Source organism: Bradyrhizobium sp. CCBAU 11430 (assembly GCF_028128855.1).
GTDB lineage: Bacteria > Pseudomonadota > Alphaproteobacteria > Rhizobiales > Xanthobacteraceae > Bradyrhizobium > Bradyrhizobium ottawaense.
Window position 1 is genome coordinate 237,349 of record NZ_LBJV01000072.1, and the last position, 25,453, is coordinate 262,801.

The following is a 25,453-nucleotide window of genomic DNA, read 5'->3' on the forward strand; positions in this document are numbered from 1 at the left end:
GCTCAATCCTTCGACGCGGATTGCGCAAGGAACGCCGTCACGGCGTCGCGATGCTCCGCGCTGGTGTAGCAGATGGCCTGCGCCTGGCTGCCGAGACTGAAAATGTCGTGCGCGGAATGCTCGAACGTCTCGTTCAGGATCTTCTTGCCCAACGCCAACGCGGTGGGAGAGCCCTGAGCCAGTTCGACCGCCCAGGCCTGCGCGGCCGACAGGAGCTCGCTCGAGGTCACCTTGCGATCGACGATGCCGAGCGCGAGCGCTTCGTCGGCCTCGACGACGCGTCCGGTGAAGATCAGCTCCTTCGCCCTGGGAAGCCCGACCCGGCGCGGCAGGAAATACAGGCCGCCGCCGTCGGGGATCAAACCGCGCTTGATGTAGGACCAGGTGAACTTCGATCGCTCCGTGCCCATGACGAAGTCGCAGGCCAGCGCGGTGTCCGCACCGAGGCCCGCCGCAGCGCCGTTGACGGCGGCGATCGTCGGCTTCGGCAGCCCGAGCAGGAACGATTGCACGTGATGCACGCCTTGCTGACGGCTCCATCCGTTGAATGCAACTTCGTCCTGCGGCGCCGCGAGCCGGCGCTTCATTCCGCTGATGTCGCCGCCGGCGCAAAACGCACTGCCGCGCCCCGTCAGCACCAGGGCCTTGATCGCTTTGTCGCGAGCCACGGTTTCGAACGCACCGACGAACTCTGAACGCATGTCGTCGCTCATGGCGTTGCGCCGGTCCGGCCGGTTGAATGCAATCGTCGCGACACCGGCCTCGACGGAGAATTCGATGAGCTTATAGGACATGGCGAGCTCCCTGGCTGGAGTCGGATCGATCGCCGCGACGCATTGCGGATGTCGAGCCGATTTCGGCCGTGCCGTTTCCTCGTTGAGCCCCAGCGCGGCCGGGCATTCTTCTTCGCCGTGTTGATAGCGGCTTGCGCACCCCGAAACATCCCCTTAATTCCACTAAGTGGAAATCGCGGCGGAGGCTGGATGTGGCGCAGGCGCGCAGATATGCGGGCGGGGTTGACGGCAACCGCTCACTCGAACGGGGCATCGAGATCCTCCGGTCGTTCCGGCCCGGCGTCGACACGCTTGGCAACGGCGAGATTTCGGAGCGAACAGGATTGCCGCGATCGACGGTCAGCCGGCTGACGCGAACGCTGGTCAATTCCGGGATGCTCGACGAGGTCCGTAACCAGCGGACCTACCGGCTTGCCGCATCCGTCATCAGCATCGGTCACGCGATGCGGACGGGATCACCGGTGCTCAACGCGATCGGACCGATGATGCGGGCCGAATCGGCCAAGCGCCGGCTCAACGTGGGGCTCGCGACCGCGGATCGCACCATGATGGTTTATCTGGAGTCGATCCGCTACAGCCCGCGCGCGGCACTGCGGAACGTGGTCGCCGGCCAGCAGGTCCCGATGGAGTTGACGTCGCTCGGTCGCGCTTATCTGGCCGGCATTGCCGAGGCCGAGCGCGAGCGATTGCTGAAACTGTTCAAGCGGCGCAGCACTGCGGCCGCCAAGGCGCTGCTTGCGGACGTCAGGACATCGATTCGCTCGGTCGAACGCAACGGCTATTGCGCGGTGTCGTGGCAACCCGGCGTTCTCGCCGTTGCCACGCCCATCGTGCTGGCCGGGCTTCCGGTCTACGCGCTCAACATGAGCCTGCAGAATGTCGATCGGTCCGAGGCGCTGGCCAGCGAGATCGGCGCCTACCTCAACGCCTTCGCGGCCAAGTGCAAGGAGGCGCTGGCGGGCGGTTGAAGCAGGCCGGCGCCGTTACAATTTCCCATAGACCCGCCCGGCGACCGCCTTCAGGCGCTCGACCGAGCCAGACTCCGGATGCGGCTTGACCGGCGCGAACAGGATCGAAGCCTGCCTGCCGTTCTTCCAGACATAGATGGTGACGGCGTTGCCGTTGCCCTTGGTGCAGGAATACTCGCCGAACGCTTCACTGCCGAGCTCTTGTATCGCCGTGTGCTTGCAGGGGCCTGCGCGTTTCATCATGCCGATGGCGGTGTCGCGCGAGGTCGCGATCACCGCGACGGTCATGGTGTTGGCCTCACGATCGAACATCATGCAGCTGCCCGCGCCGGTCCGCTGCACCGTAAGGGTACTCTTGTCGAGAAAGCCGTCGGCATCCGCGGCCGTGAGCCACTCGCAATTGCCGAACCGTTCGCTGCTCTTGCTCACGCTGCCTATGGCCACGCGCGCGGCTTCGGTGACCGGCCCGAGCAGCGCTTCATCAGCGCGCCGGCCGATCGGATAGACGGTGATCTGCAGAATGTAATCGCCTGACAAGGCGACGACCGAGGCTTCCTGGCGCTCCGCGCCGGCCGCGCTCGTTCCGCCCTGGCCTTCGTCGCCGATCCCCGCGACTGCGTTGAGCGGCATGCGCTCGCCAAGCGTCTTGACGAAGGTCGCGTACAATTCCCTGGCGCGGTCCTTGTCGGGATTGCGGAACACGGAGAGCATCATCGTGTCGCCGCGCCCGGCCTGGTAGATGCAGCCGCGGCCGTCCTGATTTGAAATCAGTGACCATTTGAGCGCCGGCATCGCACGGGCGAGATCCTGGGCGCTGATGAACGGGCAGGTTTCGGCCGCGCGCGCGGGAAGCACCGGGACGGCTGCGATTGCAAGGAACAGAACGAGGCAGGAGAACAGACGATCGATGGTACGCATGGGACGTACTTACTACCGAAACGGCGCGCCCGGAACAATTCGAACGTCCGCCCCTCAGATCCGTCGCCTGATGCTCTATCGAGCGGATGGCCCGGCCAAGTCAGAGCAGGGCCGTCGTCACTGCCCGTTATATTCGGCCCAGCAATCCGCCGTTTCATAGACCCGGACCGCCGACAGCTGTCGAAGGCTCGGCTTCAACCGGTCCCAGATCCAGATCGCGATATTCTCGGCGGTGGGGTTCTCGAGGCCTTTGACCTCGTTCAGGCAGTGGTGATCCAGCGCGCCCAAGATGTCGGCGAAGCATTTTTCGATGTCGAAGAAATCCGCGACGAAGCCGGTGTGCGGATCGACCGGCCCGTCCAGTTGGACCTCGACCCGGTAGGAATGACCGTGCAGCCGGCGGCATCGGTGGGTCTCGGGCACGTTCGGCAGCCGATGCGCCGCCTCGAACTTGAACGCCTGCGATATCTTCATTCCGCTCCTCACACGGCATCGCCATCCGGTCTCGGGCCCGTCTGGCGACCAGATGCTGCTAGGTCCTGACCTTTCGGCGAAGAATGGCGCGCCCGGAACGATTCGAACGTCCGACCCTCAGATTCGTAGTCTGATGCTCTATCCAGCTGAGCTACGGGCGCGTTTTTCGCGAACAGTGCGGACCTAAGCCCGCAGGCAGCCTCCGGACAGCGCCGGAGGGGTGCGAAAGAGCGCTCTGACTAACCGCTCTTGCCGCGGTTGGCAAGGTCCGGGATGGGGAGATTTTGCAAGGAAATGACGGGGGTCGGTGTCATTCCGGCATGGCCTTATGGGCCAGGCCCGGAATCCATAACCCCGGCTGGTGGCTATGGATTCCGGGCTCGCGACGTCGTCGCGCCCCGGAATGACGGATAGATGAGTGCTCCAGACCCTGCAATGACGGAAGAACTCGGCCTTTGGCCGACTTACGCCCTCTGCCGCTCGTTGCGGATGGAGAGGAGCTCGACGGGGCGGTCGGGGATGACGATACGGAAAGTGGCGCCGATGGTGCCTTCGACCAAGTGGATGTCGCCGCCATGGGCGCGGACCAGCTCGGCGGCGATGGCGAGGCCAAGGCCGCTGCCGCCGGGGCGGCCGGAGGTCTGGAACGCCTCGAACAGGTGCTCCCGGGTCTTCTGGGGGACACCGGGGCCGGTGTCGGAAACCTCGAGAATTGCGACAGCGCCCTCGCGTTTTCCCGTGATCCGGATCTGCTGCACCCCACCCTCGCCGGAGGCGTGACTTTCCAGCGCCTGGGCGGCGTTGCGGACGAGGTTGAGCAGCACCCGGAACAGCTGATCGGGATCGGCATCGACCGCAAGCCCGCGATCGATCGCGGCGACCCAGGCGATCGAGGCGTCGGAGGCGAGGCCCGCGGTCTCGCGCACCTCCAGCACGACAGGTTCGATCAGGATCATGCGGCGGTCCGGTGCGGCCTCCTGGGCGCGGCCGTAGGACAGCGTCGACTGGCAGAAGGCGATGGCACGCTCGAGCGAGCGCACCAGCTTTGGCGCAAAGCGCTGCACCCGCGGATCCGGCACGCTGGCGAGCTGATCCGACAGCAGCTGGGCCGAGGCCAGCAGATTGCGCAGATCGTGGTTGATCTTGGACACGGCGAGGCCAAGGGCGGCGAGCCGGCTTTTCTGATGCAGCATCGACATCAAATCGCGCTGCATGTCCGACAATTCGCGCTCGGCGACCCCGATCTCGTCGCTGCGCTGGCTCGGCACGATGATCCCCGCCGAGCTTTCGGGGTTCTCGTGGAAGCCGACCAGGCTCGCGGTCAGCCGCCGCATCGGGCGGACGAAGAGATAATGAAGCGCCAGATAGACGAGGCCCGCGGTCAGCGCGGCGATGATCAGCGCGACCACCACGACGTTGCGGGAGAACCGGTACATCTGCTGCCGCAGCGGCAATTCGTCGGTCACGATCTCGATGAACTGGGCCGTGCCGACGCCGGGGCCGACAATGCGGATGGCTTGGTTGCCGGTCTCCAGCATCATCCGGAACGAGCCAGTGATCGCGTCCCAGGCCGTCATGTCGCGCAGGTCGATGTCATGCTCGATGGCGGCCGGAATGTTGTCGCTGGCGAGCAATCGGCGCTGCTGGCCCATCTTGATGGCGACGGCGCGGGCATTGATGCTTTTCAGGATCTGGCGCGACAGCGAATCGGGAACCATGCCGAGCGGCGCCGCATCCAGCACCAGCGCCGCCGTGTTGGCGGCGGCGACGCGGTCGTTGAGCCGGTTGACCCAGAAGTTGGCAATGGCGGGCACATAGAGCAGCACGGCCGCGATCATCACCAGGGGGACCGTGAGCAGCAACAACTTGCCTGACAGCCCGAGCCCGCGCGTCCCACGGGGGCGCATCGCCGGCGGGTCCGGCTGATCCTGATCCTGGACCGGCTGGAGGTCTGTCGTTGCCACGAAAGTCGCCCTCGCCTTTGGCGGATGAAGGATTGGCAGTATGAAGATGCGGCCCGACCTCGGTCCGGTCAAATTACGGATCGCTAATCTGCCGAGGTGGGATGTAAGCGCTGATATCGCGAGTCGCCACCTCAAGGGTTAAAAACCCCGCACAAACAGCGATATTCACCGGAATCGTGCGCTTGTGCGGCGTTGACGAAAACAAGGCGCTCGCTTATAAGCCGGCCAAATTGTCCGCGATGACCCGGTGCGACACCGGGAGCGGCTCTCTTGGGGCCGGAAACGGCCCGTTTTGGGCCGCATCTTCGGGACTTTACCATCAATTCTACAGGCAAATTGCCCGGTCAGCGGAGAAAAACCCGTGAAGCGGACTTATCAACCCAGCAAACTGGTGCGCAAGCGCCGTCACGGCTTCCGTGCCCGTCTCGCCACTGCCGGCGGCCGCAAGGTTCTCGCCGCCCGCCGCGCTCGCGGCCGCAAGCGTCTGAGCGCCTGAGCCGGACCCCCTTTTCCGGGATTTCATCATGGATCGGCTGAGGCAGCGGGCGGATTTCCTCGCCGTTGCCAATGGCGCGCGGGTGAACAGTCCCGCGTTCGTCCTGCAAAGCCGCCCCCGCGATGACGGCGGCCCGATCCGTATCGGCTTCACCGTTACCAAAAAGAACGGCAACGCCCCCGCGCGCAATCGTATCCGGCGCCGGCTTCGCGAACTGGTGAAGCGGCTCGATCCGGTGTCGATGCAGCCCCATCATGATTATGTCCTGGTCGGACGAAGCGGCGCGCTCTCGCGCGACTTCGCCACCATGCTCGACGATCTGCGCATGGCGTTCACGAAGCCGGCGCGGCATACGGCCAAGGGACCTGCGAATGGACGCAGCCCGAGGACTGACCGTACCGGGCCCCGCCCCGCTCCTGCTGCCAGCCGCAAACCGGAATGATGACGAGACCCCAGAGATGACCGACAATCGCAATACCATCCTCGCCGTCATTCTGTCGGGCCTCGTCCTGATCGCCTGGCAGTATTTCTACAATGTGCCGGCGATGGAGAAGCAGCGCGCCCAGCAGCAGACGCAGGCCGAGCTCCAGAAGACCACGCCGCAGCCGTCGGCCTCCGCGACGCCGGGCGCGGCGCCGCAGCAGCCGGGCAACGCCGCTCAGCCGGCAACGCCGGGCGCGACCCAGCAGGCCCAGCCCGTGGTGGCGCGCGAGGCCGCGATTGCAGCCAGCCCGCGCGTGAAGATCGACACGCCGCGGATTGCCGGCAGCATCGCGCTGAAGGGCGGCCGCATCGACGACATCGCGCTGGTGCAATTCCGCGAAACGGTCGATCCGAAGTCGCCGCCGATCATCCTCTATTCGCCCTCGGGCACCGCGGAGCCCTATTACGCCGAATTCGGCTGGGTGGCGGCGACGGGCGTGACGGCGAAGATGCCTGATGCCCAGACCGTCTGGCAGCAGGACGGCAGCGGCAGCCTGACGCCGACGACGCCGGTGGTGCTGAAATGGGAGAATGACGATGGTCTCACCTTCCGCCGCACCATTGCGGTCGACGACCATTATCTCTTCACCATCAAGGACGAGGTGAGCAATGTCGGCAATGCGCCGGTTACGCTCTATCCGTTCGCGCTGATCTCGCGCCACGGTGCGCCGCAGGTCTCCGGCTACTACATCCTGCATGAAGGCCTGATCGGCTATCTCGGCGACCAGGGCCTGCAGGAATATGCCTACAAGAAGATCGACGAAAGCAAGAAGGTGGACTTCAAGGTCACCAACGGCTGGCTCGGCATCACCGACAAGTACTGGGCCTCGGCGCTGTTGCCGGATACCAATGCCCAGCTGCAGGCGCGCTTCTCGTCGAACCCATCCGGCAACGTCCACACCTACCAGACCGATTATCTGCTCGACCCCGTCACCGTCGCGATCGGCGGCACTGCGACGGCGAACGCGCGGCTGTTCGCCGGCGCCAAGGAAGCCGGCGTGGTCGGCGTGTTCCCGTTCGCCGGCCTCGGCGGCTACAACAAGGAGCTGGGGCTGAACCATTTCGATCTCTTGATCGACTGGGGCTGGTTCTACTTCATCACCAAGCCGATGTTCCTCGGCCTCGACTTCTTCTACCGCTTCTTCGGCAATTTCGGCATCTCGATCCTGCTCGTGACCGTGATCGTGAAGCTGCTGTTCTTCCCGCTGGCGAACAAGTCCTACGCCTCGATGGCGAAGATGAAGTCGGTTCAGCCGCAGCTGCAGGCGCTCAAGGAGCGTTATCCCGACGACAAGGTGAAGCAGCAGCAGGAGATGATGGAGATCTACCGCAAGGAGAAGATCAATCCGGTCGCCGGCTGTCTCCCCGTGCTGATCCAGATCCCGGTGTTCTTCTCGCTCTACAAGGTGCTGTTCGTCACCATCGAGATGCGGCACGCGCCGTTCTACGGCTGGATCAAGGACCTCTCGGCGCCGGATCCGACCAACCTGTTCAACCTGTTCGGGCTGATCCCGTTCGATCCGACCACGATCCCGGTGTTCGGCCATTACCTCGCGCTCGGCATCTGGCCGATCATCATGGGCATCACGATGTGGTTCCAGATGAAGCTGAACCCGACACCGCCGGACCCGACGCAGCAGATCATCTTCAACTGGATGCCGCTGATCTTCACCTTCATGCTGGCGGGCTTCCCGGCGGGCCTCGTGATCTACTGGGCCTGGAACAACCTGCTCTCGGTGATCCAGCAGAGCTACATCATGCGCCGCAACGGGGTGAAGGTGGAGCTGTTCGATAATCTCAAGGCGACGTTCGCGAAGAAGGCGACGTAGCTGCACACGAAGCGTGCCCGGTCATGCGGGCGCAAATGCCTCCACAGCGTCATGCCCGGGCTTGTCCCGGGCATCCACGTTTTGGAGGGTACCGCGCAGACAGACGTGGATGGCCGGGACATTTGAATGGGAAGACGCGCTTCGCGCTTTTGCCCGGCCAAGACGCGAGGATAGACTTTCCAGATGACCGATAAATCAGACGACAAGCTGATCGAGGCCGGGCGGAAGCTGTTCGCGCGCGACTGGCAGTTCATCTGGGCCTCGCCCTCGATCCAGACGCTGCCGCCGATGGCGGGGCTGGAGGTCGCCTTTGCCGGGCGCTCCAATGTCGGCAAGTCGAGCCTGATCAACGCGCTGACGGGGCGCAACGCGCTGGCGCGCACCTCGCATACGCCGGGACGCACCCAGGAGCTGATCTTCTTCGAGGTCCCCGGCAAGACCGACCTGCGCCTGGTCGACATGCCCGGCTACGGCTATGCCAAGGCGCCCAAGAGCCAGGTGGCGTCCTGGACCGAGCTGATCCACAAATTCCTGCTGGGACGCGCCTCGCTTGCGCGCGTCTACGTGCTGATCGACGCGCGGCATGGCCTCAAGGAGGTCGACCTCGAGGTCCTCAAGACGCTCGACCGCTCCGCGGTCAGCTACCAGATCGTGCTGACCAAGGCCGACCAGGTGAAGGCCTCCGAGCTGCAATCGCGCATCGCCGAAACCGAGGCGGCGCTGGCCAGGCATCCGGCCTCGTTCCCGAACGTGCTCGCGACCTCGTCACGCAGCTCGACCGGCATGGAGAGCTTGCGCGCCGCGATGGCGAAACTGCTGGAAGAGCGCGCTACGTGATGGTGGCGCAGCGCCTGCTGATCGGACTTGCCGGTTTGATGGGCGCCGCCGGCGTCGCGCTGGCCGCCGCCTCGGCGCATGGCGGCGATGCGAGCCGGCTGGCCTCGGCCAGCGCGATGCTGCTGTTTCATGCAACTGCCATACTTGCAGCTGTCGCCCTGCTGGCGCGCGGCCTTCTGCACGGCGGAATTGGCCTCATCGGTGCATTCGGCTTCGTGATCGGCGCCGTGCTGTTCGCGGGCGACCTCACCTTGCGGCAATATGCCGGGCACTCGCTGTTTCCATACGCAGCGCCGACGGGCGGGACGGTGATGATCGCGAGCTGGCTGGCCGTGACGCTGGCCGCGGTGGTGGCGCGGAAATAGGTCTCGTGTCCCGGACGCGGTGCGGCACCTAAAGCGCGTTTACGCGCGTCTTCGACGCGCTATGGTGACGCTCCGCAGAGCCGGGACCCAGCAAGCCGCATGGGCCCCGGCTCTGCAGCGCACCGCTGAAGAAGCGCTGCGCTGCGTCCGGGGCACGAAGACCACTTTGCGCCACGCCCGCCAATCGGATAGAACGCAGGCCGCTCCAGTCCCGCCAGCGAGATCCGCGACATGACCGACATCTCCCCGCTCGACCAGGCCCGCATCCTGTCGGAAGCGCTGCCGCACATGCAGCAGTATGACGAGGAAACCATCGTCATCAAATATGGCGGCCATGCCATGGGCGACGAGGAGACCGCGAAGAATTTTGCCCGCGACATCGTGCTGCTGGAGCAGACCGCCATCAATCCGGTGGTGGTGCATGGCGGCGGCCCGCAGATCGCGACCATGCTCAAGCGCCTCGGCATCGTCTCGGAATTCGCAGCCGGCCTGCGCATCACCGATGCGGCGACCATCGAGATCGTCGAGATGGTGCTCGCCGGCTCCGTCAACAAGCAGATCGTCGGCTACATCAACGAAGCCGGCGGCAAGGCCGTGGGGTTGTCCGGCAAGGACGGCAACATGGTGAAGGCGTCGAAGACGACGCGGACCATCATCGATCCGGGCTCGAACATCGAGAAGGCAATCGATCTCGGCTTCGTCGGCGATCCCGAGAAGGTGGACCTCACGCTGCTCAACCAGCTGATCGGCTACGAGCTGATCCCGGTGCTGGCGCCGCTCGCAACCTCGAAGGAAGGCCAGACGCTGAACGTCAACGCCGACACTTTTGCCGGTGCGGTTGCCGGCGCGCTGAAGGCCAAGCGCCTGTTGCTGCTCACCGACGTGCCTGGCGTGCTCGACAAGTCGAAGAAGCTGATCCCGCAATTGTCGGTCAAGGACGCGCGAAAGCTGATCGCCGACGGCACCATTTCCGGCGGCATGATCCCGAAGGTCGAGACCTGCATCTATGCGCTGGAGCAGGGCGTGGAGGGCGTCGTCATCATCGACGGCAAGATGCAGCACGCGGTGCTGCTTGAACTCTTCACCAACCAGGGCACGGGAACGCTGATCCACAAGTGAGGGACGAGCGGACAAAGAAAACCGTCATGGCCGGGCTTGTCCCGGCCATCCGCGATCTTTCGATCCGCGCCAAGAACGTGGATGCCCGGGCCTTCGCCTCGCCGAAGAGGCTTTGGCCTCGCAGGCGGGACAAGCCCGGGCATGACGGGCGGAGGGCTCAGCGCCCCCGCCGCTCACCCCTGACCCGCTTCCTGATGGCGCTGCCGGCCGCGGCCGTCTCGTTCGTCTTCTCCTCAGTGCCGGCCCTCGCCGATCTGAAGATCTGCAACCGCATGTCCTATGTCGTCGAGGCCGCGATCGGCATCGACGACAAGGCGGCGACCGCGACGCGCGGCTGGTTCAGGGTCGATCCCGCCACCTGCCGCGTGGTGGTGCAGGGCACGCTGACCGCCGATCGCATCCTGCTCAACGCCCGCGCGCTCGGCGTCTATGGCGCCTCCCCGATTCCGCAGAACGGCAGCGACATGCTCTGTGTCGCGCAGGACAATTTCGTCATCGCGGCGGCCCGGCAATGCCGCAGCGGCCAGACCCAGGCTGCGTTTACGCAAGTGACGCCGGCGCAAGGAGCCGACGGCAACCTCATTGCCTATCTCGCCGAGGATTCCGAATATGACGACGAGCAGGCCCGCCTCGCCGGCATCCAGCGGCTGTTGGTGATCGCGGGCTACGACGCCGCGCCGATCGACGGCGTCGACGGGCCGAAGACGCAGGCAGCCCTGGCCGCGTTCCTGAAGAGCCGCGGCTTGTCGTCGGACATCGTGGGCTCGCAAAACTTCTTCAAGACCATGGTCGATGCGGTGCAGACGCCGTCCCCGACCGGCCTCACCTGGTGCAACGACACGCCGCACAAGGTGATGGCGGCGATCGCGACCGACGACGGCAAGTCCGTGACCAGCCGCGGCTGGTATCGCATCGATCCCAAGACCTGCCTGCACCCTGATGTGACCGGCCAGCCCAAGCAGATCTTCAGCTTCGCGGAGGCCGTCGACGCCGACAACCGCGCCGTCAAGCTGAAGGACCGGCCGTTGAACTGGGGCGGCGACAGGCAGCTCTGCACGCGCGAGACCAAGTTCGAGACCGTTGAGCAGACCGATTGCGGCGCGCGCGGATTTGCGATGACGGGATTTGGCGCGGTGGACATGTCGAGCGGCGGCAAGACGCTCCGCTTTGCGGTGCCGTGAAATTGGCGTCATGATCAACACGCAAGCGCCTACAAGCTCCGCTGTCGTCCCCGCGAAGGCGGGGACCCATAACCCCAGGGAGTGGTTGTGGCGCGAAGCTGGCCACCCCGACTCTTCGCCGAACTCCTCCCCGTGGTTATGGGTCCCGGGCTCGCGCTTCGCGCGCCCCGGGACGACGAGCTGAGAATGTTGATATGAACCAACCCCGCACCTTTGCTCATGTCGACACCTGGGTGTTCGACCTCGACAACACGCTGTATCCGCATCACGTCAATCTGTGGCAGCAGGTCGATGTGCGGATCACCGAGTTCGTGTCCAGCTGGCTGCAGGTGACGCCGGCGGAGGCGCGAAAACTGCAGAAGGATTATTACCTGCGCTTCGGCACCACGATGCGCGGCATGATGACCCTGCATGGCGTGTCCGCCGACGACTATCTCGCCTATGTCCACAAGATCGACCATTCACCGCTGCAGCCGAACCCGGCGCTCGGCGAAGCCATCGCAAACTTATCGGGGCGCAAGCTGATCCTGACCAATGGCTCGGTCGACCATGTCGATGCGGTGCTGGCGCGTCTCGGCCTGGCAACGCATTTCGACGGCGTGTTCGACATCATCGCCGCCCAGTTCGAGCCGAAGCCGGCGGCGCAGACCTATCAGAAATTCCTCGCCGACCACGCGGTCGATCCGACCAAAGCCGCGATGTTCGAGGACCTCGCCCGCAACCTCACCGTCCCGCACCAGCTCGGCATGACCACCGTGCTGGTGGTGCCTGACGGAACGAAGGAGGTGGTGCGGGAGGACTGGGAACTGGAAGGCCGGGATGCCGCCCATGTCGACCACGTCACGGATGATCTGACGGGGTTTTTGGCGGGGCTCTCGCCCCTATAACCGCCGTCGTCCCGGGCAAGCGTAAGCGCAGACCCGGGACCCATAGCCACAGGATTTGGTTGTCGCGCCGGATTGGTAACTCCGAATCTTCGTCAAACCACTCCCTGTGGCTATGGGTCCCGGATCGGCGCTCCGCTTCGCTGCGCTTGTCCGGGACGACAGCGGAGTATGGACGACGGCGGAGTATGCCTTGACTCCGCCCGCCCAAATCCCGAAAAAGCGCCCCAATCCGTCAAATTCCTGCTTCCCCAGAGGAAATCCCGATGTCCCTCCAAGCCCTCGAATCCACCATCAACAGCGCCTTCGACGCGCGCGACGGCATCTCGACCTCGACCAAGGGCGAGGTGCGCGAGGCCGTGGACCAAGCACTGGAGATTCTGGACAAGGGCGAGGCGCGCGTTGCCGAGCGCGGCAGCGACGGCAAGTGGAAGGTCAATCAGTGGCTGAAGAAGGCCGTGCTGCTGTCGTTCCGCCTCAACGACATGGGCGTCATTCCCGGCGGATCCGGCAAGGCGACCTGGTGGGACAAGGTGCCCTCGAAGTTCGAAGGCTGGGGCGAGAACCGTTTTCGCGACGCCGGTTTTCGTGCCGTGCCCGGCTCGGTGGTGCGCCGCTCGGCCTTCATCGCCAAGAACGTCGTCTTGATGCCGTCCTTCGTCAATCTCGGCGCCTATGTCGATGAGAGCACCATGGTCGACACCTGGGCCACCGTCGGCTCCTGTGCGCAAATCGGCAAGCGCGTGCACATCTCCGGCGGCGCCGGCATCGGCGGCGTGCTCGAGCCGCTGCAGGCCGAGCCCGTGATCGTCGAGGACGATTGCTTCATCGGCGCGCGCTCCGAGGTCGCCGAGGGCGTGATCGTGCGCAAGGGCGCGGTGCTGGCGATGGGCGTGTTCCTGGGCGCCTCGACCAAGATCGTCGACCGCGAGACCGGCGAGGTCTTCATCGGCGAAGTGCCCGAATATTCCGTCGTGGTGCCCGGCGCGCTGCCCGGCAAGCCGATGAAGAACGGCCAGATCGGCCCGAGCACCGCCTGCGCCGTCATCGTCAAGCGCGTCGACGAGCGCACGCGCTCCAAGACCAGCATCAACGAGTTGCTGCGGGATTGAGTTCGGCGCACACCGCTGTCGTCCCGGCGAAGGCCGGGACCCATACTCCGAGGCCGTGGTTTGGCGAAGACTCGTCGTTCGGTACGACTATCTTCTACTGTCGATAGATCACGCGGTATGGGTCCCGGCCTTCGCCGGGACGACACCGGAGCCCTATCGAACCCACCCCCTCTCCATCGCGACCAAATATCGGGCGGCCTCGACCGCCCGGAGCCGTTCGCATGGACTGGACCTGGTATCTGTTCCGCTTCGACGGCCGCATCAACCGCGCGTTGCTGTGGCAGGCGCTGCTGATGGTCGCGCTGCTGGCGGGCTTGCTGGAGATTGCCGGTCAAGTCATCGGGATCGTCGGAGGGACGAGGTCCACCCTGAAGCTCGGAATTGAGCTCGATTTCGACTTCGGTCTCGACGGCCTCTTCAAGCTGGTCGACCCCCGCGTCTCCCACGCGCTGGCATCGGCCGATCTCGCGGGCTCGATCCTCAAGGCGTCCGGCATGGCGCTGTTCTTCTGGATCTATCTCGCGACGGCGATCAAGCGACTCCATGACCGCGACAAGAGCGGCTGGTGGATCGTTCCGTTCTTCTTCTTGCCCGGCCTGTTCAGCCAGTTCGCGGACCTGCTGCCCAAATCAAGCTGGATATTTTCGCTCAACCTGACTGCCGCACTGCTGTGGCTGTGGGGCCTCGTCGAAATGTTCTGCCGGTCCGGCACCTCGGGCCACAACCGGTTCGGCCCTGATCCGCTCCTCGATATCGAGGACAGTTCGGCATCCGCCGCCTCCCCTGCGAAAGGCTGGGACCAGAGCCGCGAGATCGAAATTGTCCCGCCCCGCGCTAGCCCACCCGGCGGCATGCATGTTAAGCGGGGCGCATGACCGATGCTCTCTCCATTGCCCGCGATCTGATCCGCTGCCCCTCGGTAACCCCTGAAGATGCCGGTGCGCTCGGGGTGCTCGAAAAAGCCCTCACCGCCGCCGGCTTCGCCTGCCACCGCGTGACCTTCAGCGAGCCCGGCACCGCCGACGTCGACAATCTCTATGCGCGGATCGGCACCGAAGGCCCGCACATCACCTTTGCCGGCCATACCGACGTGGTGCCACCCGGTGACGAGAGCGCCTGGAGCATCGGTGCGTTCTCCGGTGAGGTGAAGGACGGCATCCTGCACGGCCGCGGCGCGGTCGACATGAAGGGCGGCATCGCCTGCTCGGTCGCCGCGGTGCTGGAGCATCTCGCCGCCAATGACGGCAAGCCGCGCAACGACGGAAAGGGCTCGATCTCGTTCCTGATTACGGGCGACGAGGAAGACGTCTCCATCAACGGCACCATCAAGCTATTGAAATGGACGGCCGAGCGCGGCGAGAAATTCGACCATTGCGTGCTGGGCGAGCCCTCCAATGTCGAGGCGCTCGGCGACACCATCAAGGTCGGCCGCCGCGGCTCGCAATCCGGCACGCTGTACGTGGACGGCGTGCAGGGCCATGTCGCCTATCCGCATCGCGCCTCCAATCCGGTGCCTGACATCTCCAGGCTGATCGTTGCGATCTCCGACGAGCCGCTCGACCATGGCAGCGCGCAATTCCAGGCCTCCAATCTCGAATTCACCTCGGTCGACGTCGGCAACAAAGCGAGCAACGTCATCCCCGGCGAGGCCCGCGCCAAGTTCAACATCCGCTACAACGACAACCACACCCAGGCCTCGTTGCGCGAGCTGGTCGAGACGCGGCTGACAAAAGCCTGCGGCAACCGCATCAAGGCCCGCATCGTCTGGGAGCCCTCGAACTCCAACGTGTTCGTGACCAAGCCGGGCCCGTTCACCGATCTCGCGGTCTCCGCGATCGAGGAGGTGACGGGCCGCAAGCCCGAGCTGTCGACATCAGGTGGCACGTCGGATGCGCGGTTCATTTCCAGCTACTGCCCGGTGATCGAGTTCGGTCTGGTCGGCCAGACCATGCATCAGGTCGACGAGCGGGTGCCCGTCAAGGATCTGGAGAAGCTGACGCAGGTCTATCGCGGGATTTTGACGCGGTATTTCGGGTAGGTGCGGTCATTGCCAAGTATTCCGCCGTCATGCCCGGGCTTGTCCCGGGCATCCACGTACTTCAGTCCCAGCAAGAAAGATCGTGGATGGCCGGGACAAACCCGGCCATGACGGAAGTGGCGGCATCACGCGCTAATAATCCACCTTCATCAGATACAGCCCGTCCGGCGGGGCGACGATGCCGCAGGCGGCGCGGTTGCGCGCCTCTAACGCTGCGGAGAGGTCGTCGGCGGTCCAGCGGCCCTCGCCGACCCAGATCAGCGAGCCCACCATCGAGCGCACCTGGCTGTGCAGGAACGAGCGCGCCGAGGTGACGATGGTGATCTCGCGGCCGTCACGCAGCACGTCGAGCTGGTCGAGCGTCTTCTCCGGTGACTTGGCCTGGCACTCGGTGTCGCGGAACGTGGTGAAATCGTGCTTGCCGAGCAGACGCTGTGCCGCCGCATGCATCGCATCCGCATCGAGCCGGCGCGGCACGCGCCAGGCGTGGCCGATGTCGAGCGCGAGGTTGGCGCGGGTGTTGATCACGCGGTAGCGGTAGTGGCGCTTCACCGCGGAGAAGCGCGCCTCGAACGTGTCAGGCACGATCTCCGCCTCCAGCACCGCGATCGGATGCGGGCGCAGATGCGCGTTGAGCCCGTCGCGAAAACGGCCCGGCGGAAACTGCTTGTCGATATCGACATGCGCGACCTGGCCACGCGCATGCACGCCGGCATCGGTGCGGCCGGCGCCATGCACCCGCAAATCCGCGCCGGTCATCGCCTTCACGGCCGCCTCCAGCGCGCCCTGCACCGAAGGCAGCGTGTCCTGCACCTGCCAGCCGAAAAACGGCGCGCCGTCATATTCGATGGTGAGCTTGTAGCGGGGCATCGCTGATCAGTTGAACCTCGCTCCCGCCTTCAACGGCACGCCGCGCAGGAAGTCCGAGGCCTGCATCCGGCCCTTGCCTTCGCGCTGGAGCTCGATGATGCGGATGGCGCCCTCGCCGCAGGCGATGGTGAGCTTGTCATCGAGCACCTCGCCCGGCGCGCCCGACCCCTTTGCCAATTCACACCGCAGGATCTTGACGCGCGCATTCTCGCTGACGCCGGCAAGCTCGGCCCAGGCGCCGGGGAATGGCGACAGGCCGTGGATGTGACGCAGCACGGCACGCGCCGGCCTGGTCCAGTCGATGCGCGCCTCGGCCTTGTCGATCTTGGCGGCGTAGGTGACACCGTCCTCGCTCTGCTTCTTGAGCTGGAGCCCGCCGCGCCCGAGCGCGGCCATCGCGCGCACCATGAGATCGGCGCCGAGGCGAGAGAGACGATCGTGCAAATCGAGTGCAGTCATGTTGTCCGTGATCGCGAGGCGCTCGGCCATGGCGACGTCGCCGGTATCGAGACCGACGTCCATCTTCATCACCATCACGCCGCTCTCGGCATCGCCGTCCATGATCGCACGGTTGATCGGCGCTGCGCCGCGCCAGCGCGGCAGCAGCGAAGCGTGCAGATTGTAGCAGCCGAGTTTTGGCGCATCGAGGATCGCCTGCGGCAGGATCATGCCGTAAGCGACGACGACGGCCGCATCCGCATCGAAGGTGCTAAACTCGTCGAGCGCCTCTTGCGTCTTCAGCGTCTTCGGCGTCAGCACGGGAATGCCGAGCTTTCGCGCAGCTTCTTCGACCGGCGTCGGCTGCAATTGCAGGCCGCGCCGCCCGCCGGGCTTCGGCGCGCGGGTGTAGACGGCGACGATCTCGTGGCCATGCGCGACCAGCTCGAGCAGCGTCGGCACGGAGAAATCGGGCGTGCCCATGAAGATCAGGCGGAGGGGCATGTGGCGAGACAATCCTCGGAAACGAGCAACGTACTCGTCATGGCCGGGCTTGTCCCGGCCATCCACGTTCTTCCGGCCTGCGGCGGCACAGAACGTGGATGCCCGGCACAAGGCCGGGTATGACGGCGGAGAACGTGGTTACTCCGCGCGCTTGGCGGCCTTCTCGAACTTCTTCATCACGCGGTCGCGCTTGAGCTTCGACAGATAGTCGACGAACAGCACGCCGTTGAGATGGTCGATCTCGTGCTGGATGCAGGTGGCATAGAGGCCTTCGGCGTCCTCCTCGTGCACCTTGCCGTCGAGATCGGTGAAGCGCACGCGCACCTTCGCAGGGCGCTCGACCTCCTCGTAATATTCGGGGATCGAGAGACAGCCTTCCTCGTAGACCGAGAGCTCCTCGGACGAGGCGATGATCTCGGGGTTGATGAAGACGCGCGGAAGCGGCGTGGTCTCGCCGTTCTCGTCGCGTTTGGCGAGGTCCATGGTGATCAGCCGCAGCGGCTGCGCGACCTGGATCGCGGCGAGGCCAATACCGGGCGCGTCGTACATGGTCTCGAACATGTCGTCGGCAAGCTTGCGAATCTCCGGCGTGACCTTCTCGATCGGCTTGGAGACCAGACGCAGCTGCCTGTCGGGCAGGATGATGATTTCTCTGAGGGCCATGGCCGCGATTTAAGCCGCGCGCCGGACGCGGTCAATCCGGCCGGGAACCCCGTTAACCCCTCGCTAACCATAAAACTTGAGGTTTCGTTAACCATAAAAATTAGGGGGCTATTAACCATAACCGTTCCCTCTTCGTTCGCTAAGGTCGGCGAATCGCGCTAGAAGGGCCCATGAACGAGATCATTTTCATGCTGGCCGACTGGCCGGTGCGCACGATTGATGCCCTGATCGGCTTCGGCGCCCTTGTCCTCACCCTGCTGGTGACGATCGCCGTCGTGATCGCCCGCTCGGGCCGGCGCGGCGCGGAACTCGCGATGGCGCATGCGATCCGGGCCGACGAGCTCGAGGAGCGCCTGAGCGAGGTGCTGCGCGCCCAGAGCGAATCCTCAGGGAGGGTCGACGCCATGACCCAGGCGCTGGCGGGACGCCAGGCCGAGATGGCGCGCGCGGTCAACGAGCGGCTGGATTCGGTCACCCATCGCGTCGGCCAGTCGATGGAACATTCGACGCGCAACACCATGGAGAGCCTGCGCGCGCTGCACGAGCGGCTCGGCATCATCGACAGCGCCCACAAGAACCTTACCGATCTCACCACCCAGGTGACGACCCTGCGCGACGTGCTCGCCAACAAGCAGTCGCGCGGCGCCTTCGGCCAGGCGCGGATGGAGGCGATCGTCCAGGACGGTCTGCCGAAGGGCGCCTACGAGTTCCAGTTCACGCTCTCGACCGGCAAGCGGCCCGACTGCGTCGTGTTCCTGCCAGACCAGCGCCCGCTCTGCATCGACGCGAAGTTTCCGCTGGAGGCGATGACGGCGCTGCACGACGCCCGCACCGACGAGGAGAAGCGCGTTGCCACGCAGCGGCTGCGCGGCGACGTGATGAAGCATGTCAGCGACATCGCGGAAAAATATCTCGTCACCGGCGAGACCCAGGAGATGGCACTGATGTTCGTGCCGTCGGAATCGGTCTATGCGGAAATCCATGACGGTTTCGACGACGTGATCCAGAAGGCCTATCGCGCCCGCGTGGTGCTGGTGTCGCCCTCGCTCTTGATGCTGGCGATCCAGGTCATGCAGCAGATCATGAAGGACGCGCGCATGCGCGATGCCGCCGACCAGATTCAGACTGAAGTGATCAAGCTCGGCGACGATCTGGGTCGTCTCAGGGATCGCGTGGTCAAATTGCAGAAGCATTTTTCCGATGCGAACGAGGACGTCCGCCAGATCCTGATTTCCGCCGACAAGATCGAGAAGCGCGCAGGACGAATCGAGGAGCTCGATTTCAGCAAGGCGGACGCGCCGGCCGAGGGACCGCGGCTGGTCGCGGGCGCGGGCGAGCTGTTTCCGCGGAAGCTCCAGGCGGGGGAGTGACACCGTTTCGTCATGGCCAGGCTTGTCCCGGCCATCCACGGACTTTTCAACGGCACCAAGAACGTGGATGCCCGGAACAAGCCCGGGCATGACGGGATTTGTGGCAGAGGCATCACCCCCAGAATCTGCTAACACCACCCCATGACCGCTCCCGACGCGACCTCCCCCGCCGCGACCTCCGTCCCTGCGCCCTCCTGGCGCGACAGCCTTGCCGTGTACCTGCAGCCCCGGGTGCTGATCGTGCTGTTCCTCGGCTTCTCCTCGGGGCTGCCGCTGGCGCTGTCGGGCTCCACGCTGCTGGTGTGGATGCGCGAGGCCGGGGTTGACCTGAAGACGATCGGGCTGTTCGCGCTGGTCGGCACGCCCTACACGCTGAAATTCCTGTGGGCGCCGCTGGTGGATGCGCTGCATGTGCCGCTGTTCACCCGCGCGTTCGGGCGGCGGCGCGGCTGGCTGCTGTTCTCGCAATTGCTGCTGATCGTCGCGATCCTGCTGCTGGCGATGACCGACCCCGCGCGCTCGCCGTTCTACGTCGCGCTGGGCGCGCTGCTGGTGGCGACGACGTCGTCGACGCAGGACATCGTGGTCGACGCCTTCCGCGTCGAGAGCCTGCCGGAGAGCGAGCAGGCCGCCGGTATGGCGGCTTACGTTGCGGCCTACCGCATCGGAATGCTGGTCTCGACCGCGGGCGCGCTGTTCATCGTCTCGGGCTTCGAAGGCACCGGCATACCCCGCACCTCGGCGTGGATGTGGGGCTATGTGGTGATGGCCGCGATGGTGCTGATCGGCACGATCACCGCGCTGGCCGCGACCGAGCCGGCGCAATCCGCACAGGCGGAAGCTGCGACACAAACCGAGACCGCCTTTGCGCGTGTGTTGAGCGCGGCGATCGGCGCGTTCTCCGAATTCCTGTCGCGCAAGGATGCTCTCGCCGCGCTCGCCTTCGTCGTGCTATTCAAGTTCACCGATGCCTTCTCGGGCACGATGACGGCGCCGTTCGTGATCGACCTCGGCTTCACCCGCAACGATTATGCGGCGATCGTGAAGGGCGTCGGCCTCGCCGCCACCCTGATCGGCGGGTTTGCCGGTGGTTTCGTCGCGCGGCGCTATCCGCTGGCAATGTCGCTCTGGATCGGTGGCGTGGTGCAGGCGCTGGCCAATTTGTCCTTTGCCTGGCTCGCAGTGGTCGGCACCAATCAATGGGCGCTGGCGCTCGCGATCTGTGCCGAGAACTTCACCAGCGCCATCGGCACCGTGATCTTCGTGGCCTACCTCTCGGCGCTCTGCCAGAACCCGCTGCACACGGCGACGCAATATGCGCTGCTCACCGCGCTCGCGGCGGTGGGGCGAACATATCTGTCGTCGAGCGCGGGCTATGTCGCGGACACCACGGGCTGGCCGCTGTTCTTCGTGATCTGCGTGCTGGTGGCAATCCCGAGCCTGGTGCTGCTCGCGTGGCTGCAGAAGCGCGGACATTTCGAAGCGCTGGGGCCGGTGAGGGTGTGACGCTCTCGTAGGGTGGGCAAAGGCGCACTTGCGCCGTGCCCACCATCGTTCCAAGCATTCGACAGAGGCGGTGGGCACGCTTCGCTTTGCCCACCCTACGGCAGCTCGATCTGATCCCCCTACTGCTTCTTGATCAAGCTCCACTTCGTGATCACGGCTTCGCTCATCTGGCCGGGATCGCTGGCGCAGGCGACTTCGTCGACCTTGACCGAGATTTCCTTGCCGACGAACGTCTTCAGCTGCGCGGCCTGCGCATCGCCGCTCGGAACGAGCTGGAACGTCTCGGGCCCGGTCTCGAGATTGCACAACCCGTTCGGCGGCGGCAGGCGGCGCGGCTCGGACGTGATCTGGTAGGTCGCAACCCGCTTGCCGGCATTCTTGACGTCGCGCACTTTCAAGGCGTTCAACTCGCCGGACAACACCTCGCCGGCGTTGATCGGCTTGCCGGGCTTGGACGGCGGCGGCGCCCCGTCGTCCTGCTGCGCGGAGATGGCCGGGCTCGCCAGCAGCATCATCGTCGCGACCAAAGCCAAGCGTGTGGCGAAAAGTTTCGTCATGTCGTCCGTTCCGTAAAGTCTGGATGGCTAGAACAGGGTACGCTGCCGCATCGCGGCCGATAGCGTACCTTCATCGAGATAATCAAGCTCGCCACCGACAGGCACACCATGGGCCAGCCGGGTTACTTTTACGTTGGCGTCCTGGAGCAGGTCGGTGATGTAGTGCGCCGTGGTCTGGCCGTCCACCGTGGCATTCAGCGCCAGGATGATTTCGTGCACCCGAGAATCATGCGCGCGCGCGACCAGCGCGTCGATGGTCAGATCCTGCGGGCCGACGCCGTCGAGCGGCGACAATGTCGCGCCCAGCACATGATAGCGACCCTGGGTCGCATTGGCCCGCTCCAGCGCCCAGAGATCGGCGACATCGGCGACGACGACGATGATGGCGTCATCGCGCTTGGGATCGGTGCAGACGGTGCAGGGATTTTGCGTATCGATGTTGCCGCAGGTCTTGCAGACCTGGACCTTGTCGAGCGCAACCTGCATGGCCGAGGCCAGCGGCATCATCAGCGCTTCGCGCTTCTTGATCAGATGCAGCGCCGCGCGCCGGGCCGAGCGCGGACCGAGGCCCGGCAGCCGCGCGAGAAGCTGCACCAGCCGCTCGATTTCGGGACCTGCAACCGCGCCCATCTTACTGGCCGAACAACCCCGGCGGCAGGCCGAGCCCGCCGGTCAGCGACTGCATCTTCTCCTGCATCGCGGTCTCCGCCTTGCGGCGCGCATCACCGAGCGCGGTGACGAGCAGATCTTCCAGCACTTCGCGCTCTTCCGGCTTCATCAGCGAGGGGTCGATCTTGATACCCTTGACGTCCATCTTCGCGGTCATGCGCACGGCGACGAGGCCGCCGCCGGAGATGCCCTCGACTTCCACGTTGGCGAGCTGCTCCTGCATCTCCTGCATCTTGGATTGCAGCTGCGCCGCCTGCTTCATCATGCCGAGAAAATCAGCCATCGGTGCTCGTCCTTGGAAAAAGATGGGCTCAGAGATCGTCGCCGTCGGAACCGTCGGGCGGATCGTCACTGCCATAGTCAGCGTTTATATTGGCTTCCGGCGTCTCGGGGGCAAGCCTGCGGACCTCGACAACCTTCGCGCCGGGGAAACGCGACATCACCTCCCGCACGCGCGGATCGGCCTCTGCGGTACGGGCATGCTCCTGCTTCGCCGCCTGGTTCACCGAGCGCAGCGTCGGCTGGCCCTGCTCATTGGAGACGATCACCGTCCAGCGGCGGCCGGTCCACAGCTCGAATTTCTTGGCGAGCTCGGAGATCATGGTCTTGGAGGCGTTCGGCTCGAGCGCGACCTCCAGCCGGCCCTCCTCGAAACGGACGAGGCGCATGTCGCCCTCGAGCGCGCTCTTGGTCATGATGTCGCGCTTCTGCCCGGCGAGCGCGACGAGCTGGGTGAAGCTCGTGACGCGCAGCTGGGGCACCGCCCCTTGCGGATCCGGCGCGGGCGCCGCCATCTGCGGCCGCGCGCCGCCACCGCCGAACGAAGGCGGCGACGAGGTCGGCATGCGAACAGGCGCTGAGGAGGCCGTCGGCGCGGCCGGCGCGCTGCGTGCAGCACCGCCGCCGCTCGCGACCGGCGAGCCGCCGCCGTTCTGCTCCAGCATCCTGATCGCTTCGTCCGGCGTCGGCAGGTCGGCGACATAGGCGATGCGCACCAGCACCATCTCGGCGGCCGCAGCCGGGCGCGTCGCGGCCTGCACCTCGGCGATGCCCTTGAGCAGCATCTGCCACATCCGCGACAGCACGCGCATCGAGATCTTTGAGGCGAAATCCTTCGCACGCACGCGCTCAGTCTCACCATAGGCGACGTTGTCGGCAGTCGCCGGCACGATCTTCACGCGGGTGACGAAATTGACGAATTCGGCAAGGTCCGAAAGCACGACGATGGGATCGGCGCCGACATCATACTGGTCGCGGAACTCCTTGAAGGCGGCGGCGATGTCGCCGCGCGCCAGCGAATCGAAGAGGTCGATGACGCGGGTGCGGTCGGCGAGCCCCAGCATCTGCCTGACGGCATCGGCCTTCACGGCGCCTGCCGCATGCGCGATCGCCTGGTCGAGCAGCGACAGCGAATCGCGCACCGAGCCTTCGGCGGCACGCGCGATGATGCCGAGCGCTTCGGGCTCGATCTCGACGTTTTCCTTCCCCGCGATATTGGCGAGGTGCTTCATCAGCACGTCAGCCTCGACCCGGCGCAGGTCGAAACGCTGGCAGCGCGACAGCACGGTGACGGGAACCTTGCGGATCTCGGTGGTTGCGAACACGAACTTGGCGTGCTCCGGCGGCTCCTCAAGCGTCTTCAGGAAGGCGTTGAACGCCGCCGTCGACAGCATGTGGACTTCGTCGATGATGTAGACCTTGTAGCGCGCGCTGGCCGGCGCGTAGCGCACGCTGTCATTGATCTGGCGGACGTCGTCAACGCCAGTGTGCGAGGCCGCGTCCATCTCCAGCACGTCCATGTGCCGGCTTTCCATGATCGCCTGGCAATGCACGCCCAGGGTCGGCATGTGGATGGTCGGACCCTTTACCGAACCATCAGGCATCTCGTAGTTGAGTGCACGGGCCAGAATGCGCGCGGTGGTGGTCTTGCCGACGCCGCGGACGCCGGTGAGGATCCAGGCCTGCGGAATGCGCCCGGTCTCGAACGCATTTGAGACGGTGCGGACCACCGCTTCCTGGCCGATCAGATCGTCGAAACTGGAGGGACGGTATTTGCGCGCCAGCACCCGGTACGGCGCATTGCCGGCCGGGCCGGCGCTGTCGGGGTTGGGAGGGGCGCCAGCGTCGTTCATCGGTCGATCCGCAATGAAATGTCTCTTGGCCGGCTTTTGCGGATAGGAACGCGCTGGCGGCTGATGCCGCCGGCGCTGGTTCGCTCGAAAAACAGGTAGGAGACTGACGAGCGACCCGATCCGGACCTCGTTAGGGCTGCTTCCTTCCGGACCTGACCCGGTTGGCGAGTGGCTCGTCCACCGCCAATCTCCCGGTCCCTATTTGGGGCCAAAAGGGGCGGAAAGCAAGCGGCTATCGCCCCTGATCGACGGCGCCTGCCCAGCATCCGGGCAATTCCCGATCTGCCCAGCCGATAGGCTGTGCTTTCACTGAAAGTGCGACCTTGGTATGAACCTGACGGAACCTGTCCCAACCAGAAAAGCGATTGATCCCAATGGTTACACGTCGTGATGTTGCATCGATTGTCGGACTTGGCGCGATGACCGCGGCCGCGCTGGCTTCGCCGGCCGTGGCCCAGACCGCCGATCCGAACGAATCGACCTTCGCCCGCATCCGCCGCACCAAGAAGATGCGAATCGGCGCGGTCGGCGGCGGCGCGCCCTATTACATGAAGGATCTCTCCAGCGGCCAGTGGAAGGGCTTCTACATCGACATCGCCAAGGGGCTCGCCGACGACATGGAGGCCGAGCTCGAGATCACCGAGACGACCTGGGGCAATTCGGTGCTCGACCTGCAGGCCAACAAGATCGACATCTTCTTCGGCCTCAACCCGACCCCGAAGCGCGCGCTGGTGGTCGACTTCTCGGTGCCGGTCTTCAACAACGCCTTCGCCATCCTCTGCAAGAAGGACTTCAAGCCGAAGAGCTGGGCCGAGCTGAACTCGCCCGACATCAAGATCGCCGTCGACCAGGGCTCCTCGCACGATCAGGTCGTCAGCCGCCTGACGCCGAAAGCGCAGATCACGCGGCTGAAGACGGCGGACGACGCCACCGCCGCGCTGCAGACCGGCCGCGTCGATGCGCAGTGCCTGATCACCATGCTGTCGCTGACCGTGCTGAAGAAGAACCCCTCGCTCGGCCAGCTCGTGCTGCCGACGCCGATCTTCGCAACGACCTCGAATGCCGGCTTCCGCCGCGAGACCGACAAGACCTGGCGCGATTACGTCAACACCTGGATCGACTTCAACAAGGGCCTCGGCTTCATCCGCAACGCGATCATCACCAACATGGAGCTGGTGGGCGTGACCGAAGCGGACATTCCGCCGGGCGTTTCGTTGTAAGTTTCCACTTTCGTCATTCCGGGGCTCGCGAAGCGAGAACCCGGAATCTCGAGGTTCCGGGT

Annotated in this window: 26 protein-coding genes, 1 tRNA gene and 1 other RNA gene; 15 read left to right on the top strand and 13 right to left on the bottom strand. The window is 65.2% G+C overall.

Annotated elements, in window-relative coordinates:
- Nucleotides 1-2: 2 nt before the first annotated feature.
- Nucleotides 3-794, bottom strand: coding sequence for an enoyl-CoA hydratase/isomerase family protein (locus tag XI04_RS34090; RefSeq protein WP_038972257.1), 792 nt, complete (start codon nucleotides 792-794; stop codon nucleotides 3-5).
- Between the two features lie 191 nt (nucleotides 795-985).
- Between XI04_RS34090 and XI04_RS34095 the strand changes: the two genes are divergently transcribed.
- A complete protein-coding gene (locus XI04_RS34095; RefSeq protein WP_038972258.1) occupies nucleotides 986-1,762 on the top strand; it encodes an IclR family transcriptional regulator in 777 nt (258 codons plus the stop codon).
- A 15-nt stretch (nucleotides 1,763-1,777) separates the two neighbouring features.
- Here XI04_RS34095 and XI04_RS34100 read toward each other — a convergent pair whose 3' ends face one another.
- From XI04_RS34100 to XI04_RS34115, 4 genes are all read right to left on the bottom strand, one after another.
- Nucleotides 1,778-2,680 (bottom strand): hypothetical protein, encoded by a 903-nt coding sequence (locus XI04_RS34100; protein ID WP_028140824.1) that lies wholly within the window; start codon nucleotides 2,678-2,680, stop codon nucleotides 1,778-1,780.
- Nucleotides 2,681-2,797: 117 nt separating this feature from the next.
- Nucleotides 2,798-3,154, bottom strand: a complete 357-nt coding sequence (gene queD, locus XI04_RS34105; RefSeq protein WP_028140825.1) for a 6-carboxytetrahydropterin synthase QueD — start codon at nucleotides 3,152-3,154, stop codon at nucleotides 2,798-2,800.
- Nucleotides 3,155-3,238: 84 nt separating this feature from the next.
- A tRNA-Arg gene (locus XI04_RS34110) sits at nucleotides 3,239-3,315 on the bottom strand.
- 303 nt (nucleotides 3,316-3,618) lie between these two features.
- The gene (locus tag XI04_RS34115; protein WP_038947352.1) at nucleotides 3,619-5,118 is read right to left on the bottom strand and encodes an ATP-binding protein; all 1,500 of its coding nucleotides are present in this window, start codon (nucleotides 5,116-5,118) and stop codon (nucleotides 3,619-3,621) included.
- Between the two features lie 361 nt (nucleotides 5,119-5,479).
- Between XI04_RS34115 and rpmH the strand changes: the two genes are divergently transcribed.
- The 11 genes from rpmH to dapE all read left to right on the top strand — a co-directional run bounded on the left by rpmH (nucleotide 5,480) and on the right by dapE (nucleotide 15,462).
- Entirely contained in the window at nucleotides 5,480-5,614 is a 135-nt protein-coding gene (gene rpmH / locus XI04_RS34120) for a 50S ribosomal protein L34 (RefSeq protein WP_008542748.1), read from the top strand.
- 28 nt (nucleotides 5,615-5,642) lie between these two features.
- Nucleotides 5,643-6,056: a ribonuclease P protein component gene (gene rnpA / locus XI04_RS34125; RefSeq protein ID WP_028140828.1), complete on the top strand. Its 414-nt coding sequence runs from the start codon at nucleotides 5,643-5,645 to the stop codon at nucleotides 6,054-6,056.
- Nucleotides 6,057-6,072: 16 nt separating this feature from the next.
- Nucleotides 6,073-7,926, top strand: coding sequence for a membrane protein insertase YidC (gene yidC / locus XI04_RS34130; protein ID WP_271610229.1), 1,854 nt, complete (start codon nucleotides 6,073-6,075; stop codon nucleotides 7,924-7,926).
- 183 nt (nucleotides 7,927-8,109) lie between these two features.
- Nucleotides 8,110-8,763: a ribosome biogenesis GTP-binding protein YihA/YsxC gene (gene yihA / locus XI04_RS34135; RefSeq protein ID WP_038947348.1), complete on the top strand. Its 654-nt coding sequence runs from the start codon at nucleotides 8,110-8,112 to the stop codon at nucleotides 8,761-8,763.
- Nucleotides 8,763-9,128 (top strand): DUF423 domain-containing protein, encoded by a 366-nt coding sequence (locus tag XI04_RS34140; protein WP_038974805.1) that lies wholly within the window; start codon nucleotides 8,763-8,765, stop codon nucleotides 9,126-9,128. Before yihA ends, XI04_RS34140 begins: the two co-directional genes overlap by 1 nt.
- A 231-nt stretch (nucleotides 9,129-9,359) precedes the next feature.
- On the top strand, nucleotides 9,360-10,247 hold the full coding sequence (argB, locus tag XI04_RS34145; protein ID WP_028140832.1) for an acetylglutamate kinase: 888 nt from the start codon (nucleotides 9,360-9,362) through the stop codon (nucleotides 10,245-10,247).
- A 194-nt stretch (nucleotides 10,248-10,441) separates the two neighbouring features.
- Nucleotides 10,442-11,428: a DUF1036 domain-containing protein gene (locus XI04_RS34150; RefSeq protein WP_038947346.1), complete on the top strand. Its 987-nt coding sequence runs from the start codon at nucleotides 10,442-10,444 to the stop codon at nucleotides 11,426-11,428.
- Between the two features lie 194 nt (nucleotides 11,429-11,622).
- Nucleotides 11,623-12,315, top strand: coding sequence for a pyrimidine 5'-nucleotidase (locus tag XI04_RS34155; protein ID WP_028140834.1), 693 nt, complete (start codon nucleotides 11,623-11,625; stop codon nucleotides 12,313-12,315).
- A gap of 263 nt (nucleotides 12,316-12,578) precedes the next feature.
- Nucleotides 12,579-13,424 (top strand): 2,3,4,5-tetrahydropyridine-2,6-dicarboxylate N-succinyltransferase, encoded by an 846-nt coding sequence (gene dapD / locus XI04_RS34160; protein ID WP_028140835.1) that lies wholly within the window; start codon nucleotides 12,579-12,581, stop codon nucleotides 13,422-13,424.
- A 221-nt stretch (nucleotides 13,425-13,645) separates the two neighbouring features.
- Nucleotides 13,646-14,299 carry a DUF805 domain-containing protein gene (locus tag XI04_RS34165; protein WP_212475046.1) on the top strand — a complete coding sequence of 218 codons (654 nt, stop codon included), beginning with the start codon at nucleotides 13,646-13,648 and terminating at the stop codon, nucleotides 14,297-14,299.
- A complete protein-coding gene (gene dapE / locus XI04_RS34170) occupies nucleotides 14,296-15,462 on the top strand; it encodes a succinyl-diaminopimelate desuccinylase (protein ID WP_095425070.1) in 1,167 nt (388 codons plus the stop codon). The genes XI04_RS34165 and dapE overlap by 4 nt, the downstream gene beginning before the upstream one ends.
- A gap of 132 nt (nucleotides 15,463-15,594) precedes the next feature.
- On the opposite strand, the gene truA is transcribed toward dapE, so the two are convergent.
- The 3 genes from truA to def form a co-directional block, all read right to left on the bottom strand.
- Complete coding sequence (truA, locus tag XI04_RS34175) at nucleotides 15,595-16,332, bottom strand: tRNA pseudouridine(38-40) synthase TruA (protein ID WP_271610230.1); 738 nt, start codon at nucleotides 16,330-16,332, stop codon at nucleotides 15,595-15,597.
- Nucleotides 16,333-16,338: 6 nt separating this feature from the next.
- Entirely contained in the window at nucleotides 16,339-17,274 is a 936-nt protein-coding gene (fmt, locus tag XI04_RS34180) for a methionyl-tRNA formyltransferase (protein ID WP_271610231.1), read from the bottom strand.
- Between the two features lie 138 nt (nucleotides 17,275-17,412).
- Nucleotides 17,413-17,937: a peptide deformylase gene (gene def / locus XI04_RS34185; protein ID WP_028140840.1), complete on the bottom strand. Its 525-nt coding sequence runs from the start codon at nucleotides 17,935-17,937 to the stop codon at nucleotides 17,413-17,415.
- Nucleotides 17,938-18,107: 170 nt separating this feature from the next.
- On the opposite strand from def, the gene XI04_RS34190 reads away from it, so the two are divergent.
- The gene (locus XI04_RS34190) at nucleotides 18,108-19,307 is read left to right on the top strand and encodes a DNA recombination protein RmuC (RefSeq protein WP_095425067.1); all 1,200 of its coding nucleotides are present in this window, start codon (nucleotides 18,108-18,110) and stop codon (nucleotides 19,305-19,307) included.
- A gap of 141 nt (nucleotides 19,308-19,448) precedes the next feature.
- Nucleotides 19,449-20,813: an AmpG family muropeptide MFS transporter gene (locus tag XI04_RS34195; protein ID WP_028140842.1), complete on the top strand. Its 1,365-nt coding sequence runs from the start codon at nucleotides 19,449-19,451 to the stop codon at nucleotides 20,811-20,813.
- A 119-nt stretch (nucleotides 20,814-20,932) separates the two neighbouring features.
- On the opposite strand, the gene XI04_RS34200 is transcribed toward XI04_RS34195, so the two are convergent.
- From XI04_RS34200 to ffs, 5 genes are all read right to left on the bottom strand, one after another.
- The gene (locus tag XI04_RS34200) at nucleotides 20,933-21,370 is read right to left on the bottom strand and encodes a hypothetical protein (protein ID WP_018320787.1); all 438 of its coding nucleotides are present in this window, start codon (nucleotides 21,368-21,370) and stop codon (nucleotides 20,933-20,935) included.
- 27 nt (nucleotides 21,371-21,397) lie between these two features.
- Entirely contained in the window at nucleotides 21,398-22,000 is a 603-nt protein-coding gene (gene recR, locus XI04_RS34205) for a recombination mediator RecR (RefSeq protein ID WP_018320788.1), read from the bottom strand.
- A gap of 1 nt (nucleotide 22,001) precedes the next feature.
- Nucleotides 22,002-22,322, bottom strand: coding sequence for a YbaB/EbfC family nucleoid-associated protein (locus tag XI04_RS34210; protein WP_028140843.1), 321 nt, complete (start codon nucleotides 22,320-22,322; stop codon nucleotides 22,002-22,004).
- Between the two features lie 28 nt (nucleotides 22,323-22,350).
- Nucleotides 22,351-24,171 (bottom strand): DNA polymerase III subunit gamma/tau, encoded by a 1,821-nt coding sequence (locus XI04_RS34215; RefSeq protein ID WP_028140844.1) that lies wholly within the window; start codon nucleotides 24,169-24,171, stop codon nucleotides 22,351-22,353.
- Nucleotides 24,172-24,266: 95 nt separating this feature from the next.
- Nucleotides 24,267-24,363, bottom strand: an RNA gene (ffs, locus tag XI04_RS34220) — signal recognition particle sRNA small type.
- Between the two features lie 182 nt (nucleotides 24,364-24,545).
- On the opposite strand from ffs, the gene XI04_RS34225 reads away from it, so the two are divergent.
- Entirely contained in the window at nucleotides 24,546-25,391 is an 846-nt protein-coding gene (locus tag XI04_RS34225; protein ID WP_028140845.1) for a transporter substrate-binding domain-containing protein, read from the top strand.
- Nucleotides 25,392-25,453 lie beyond the last annotated feature (62 nt).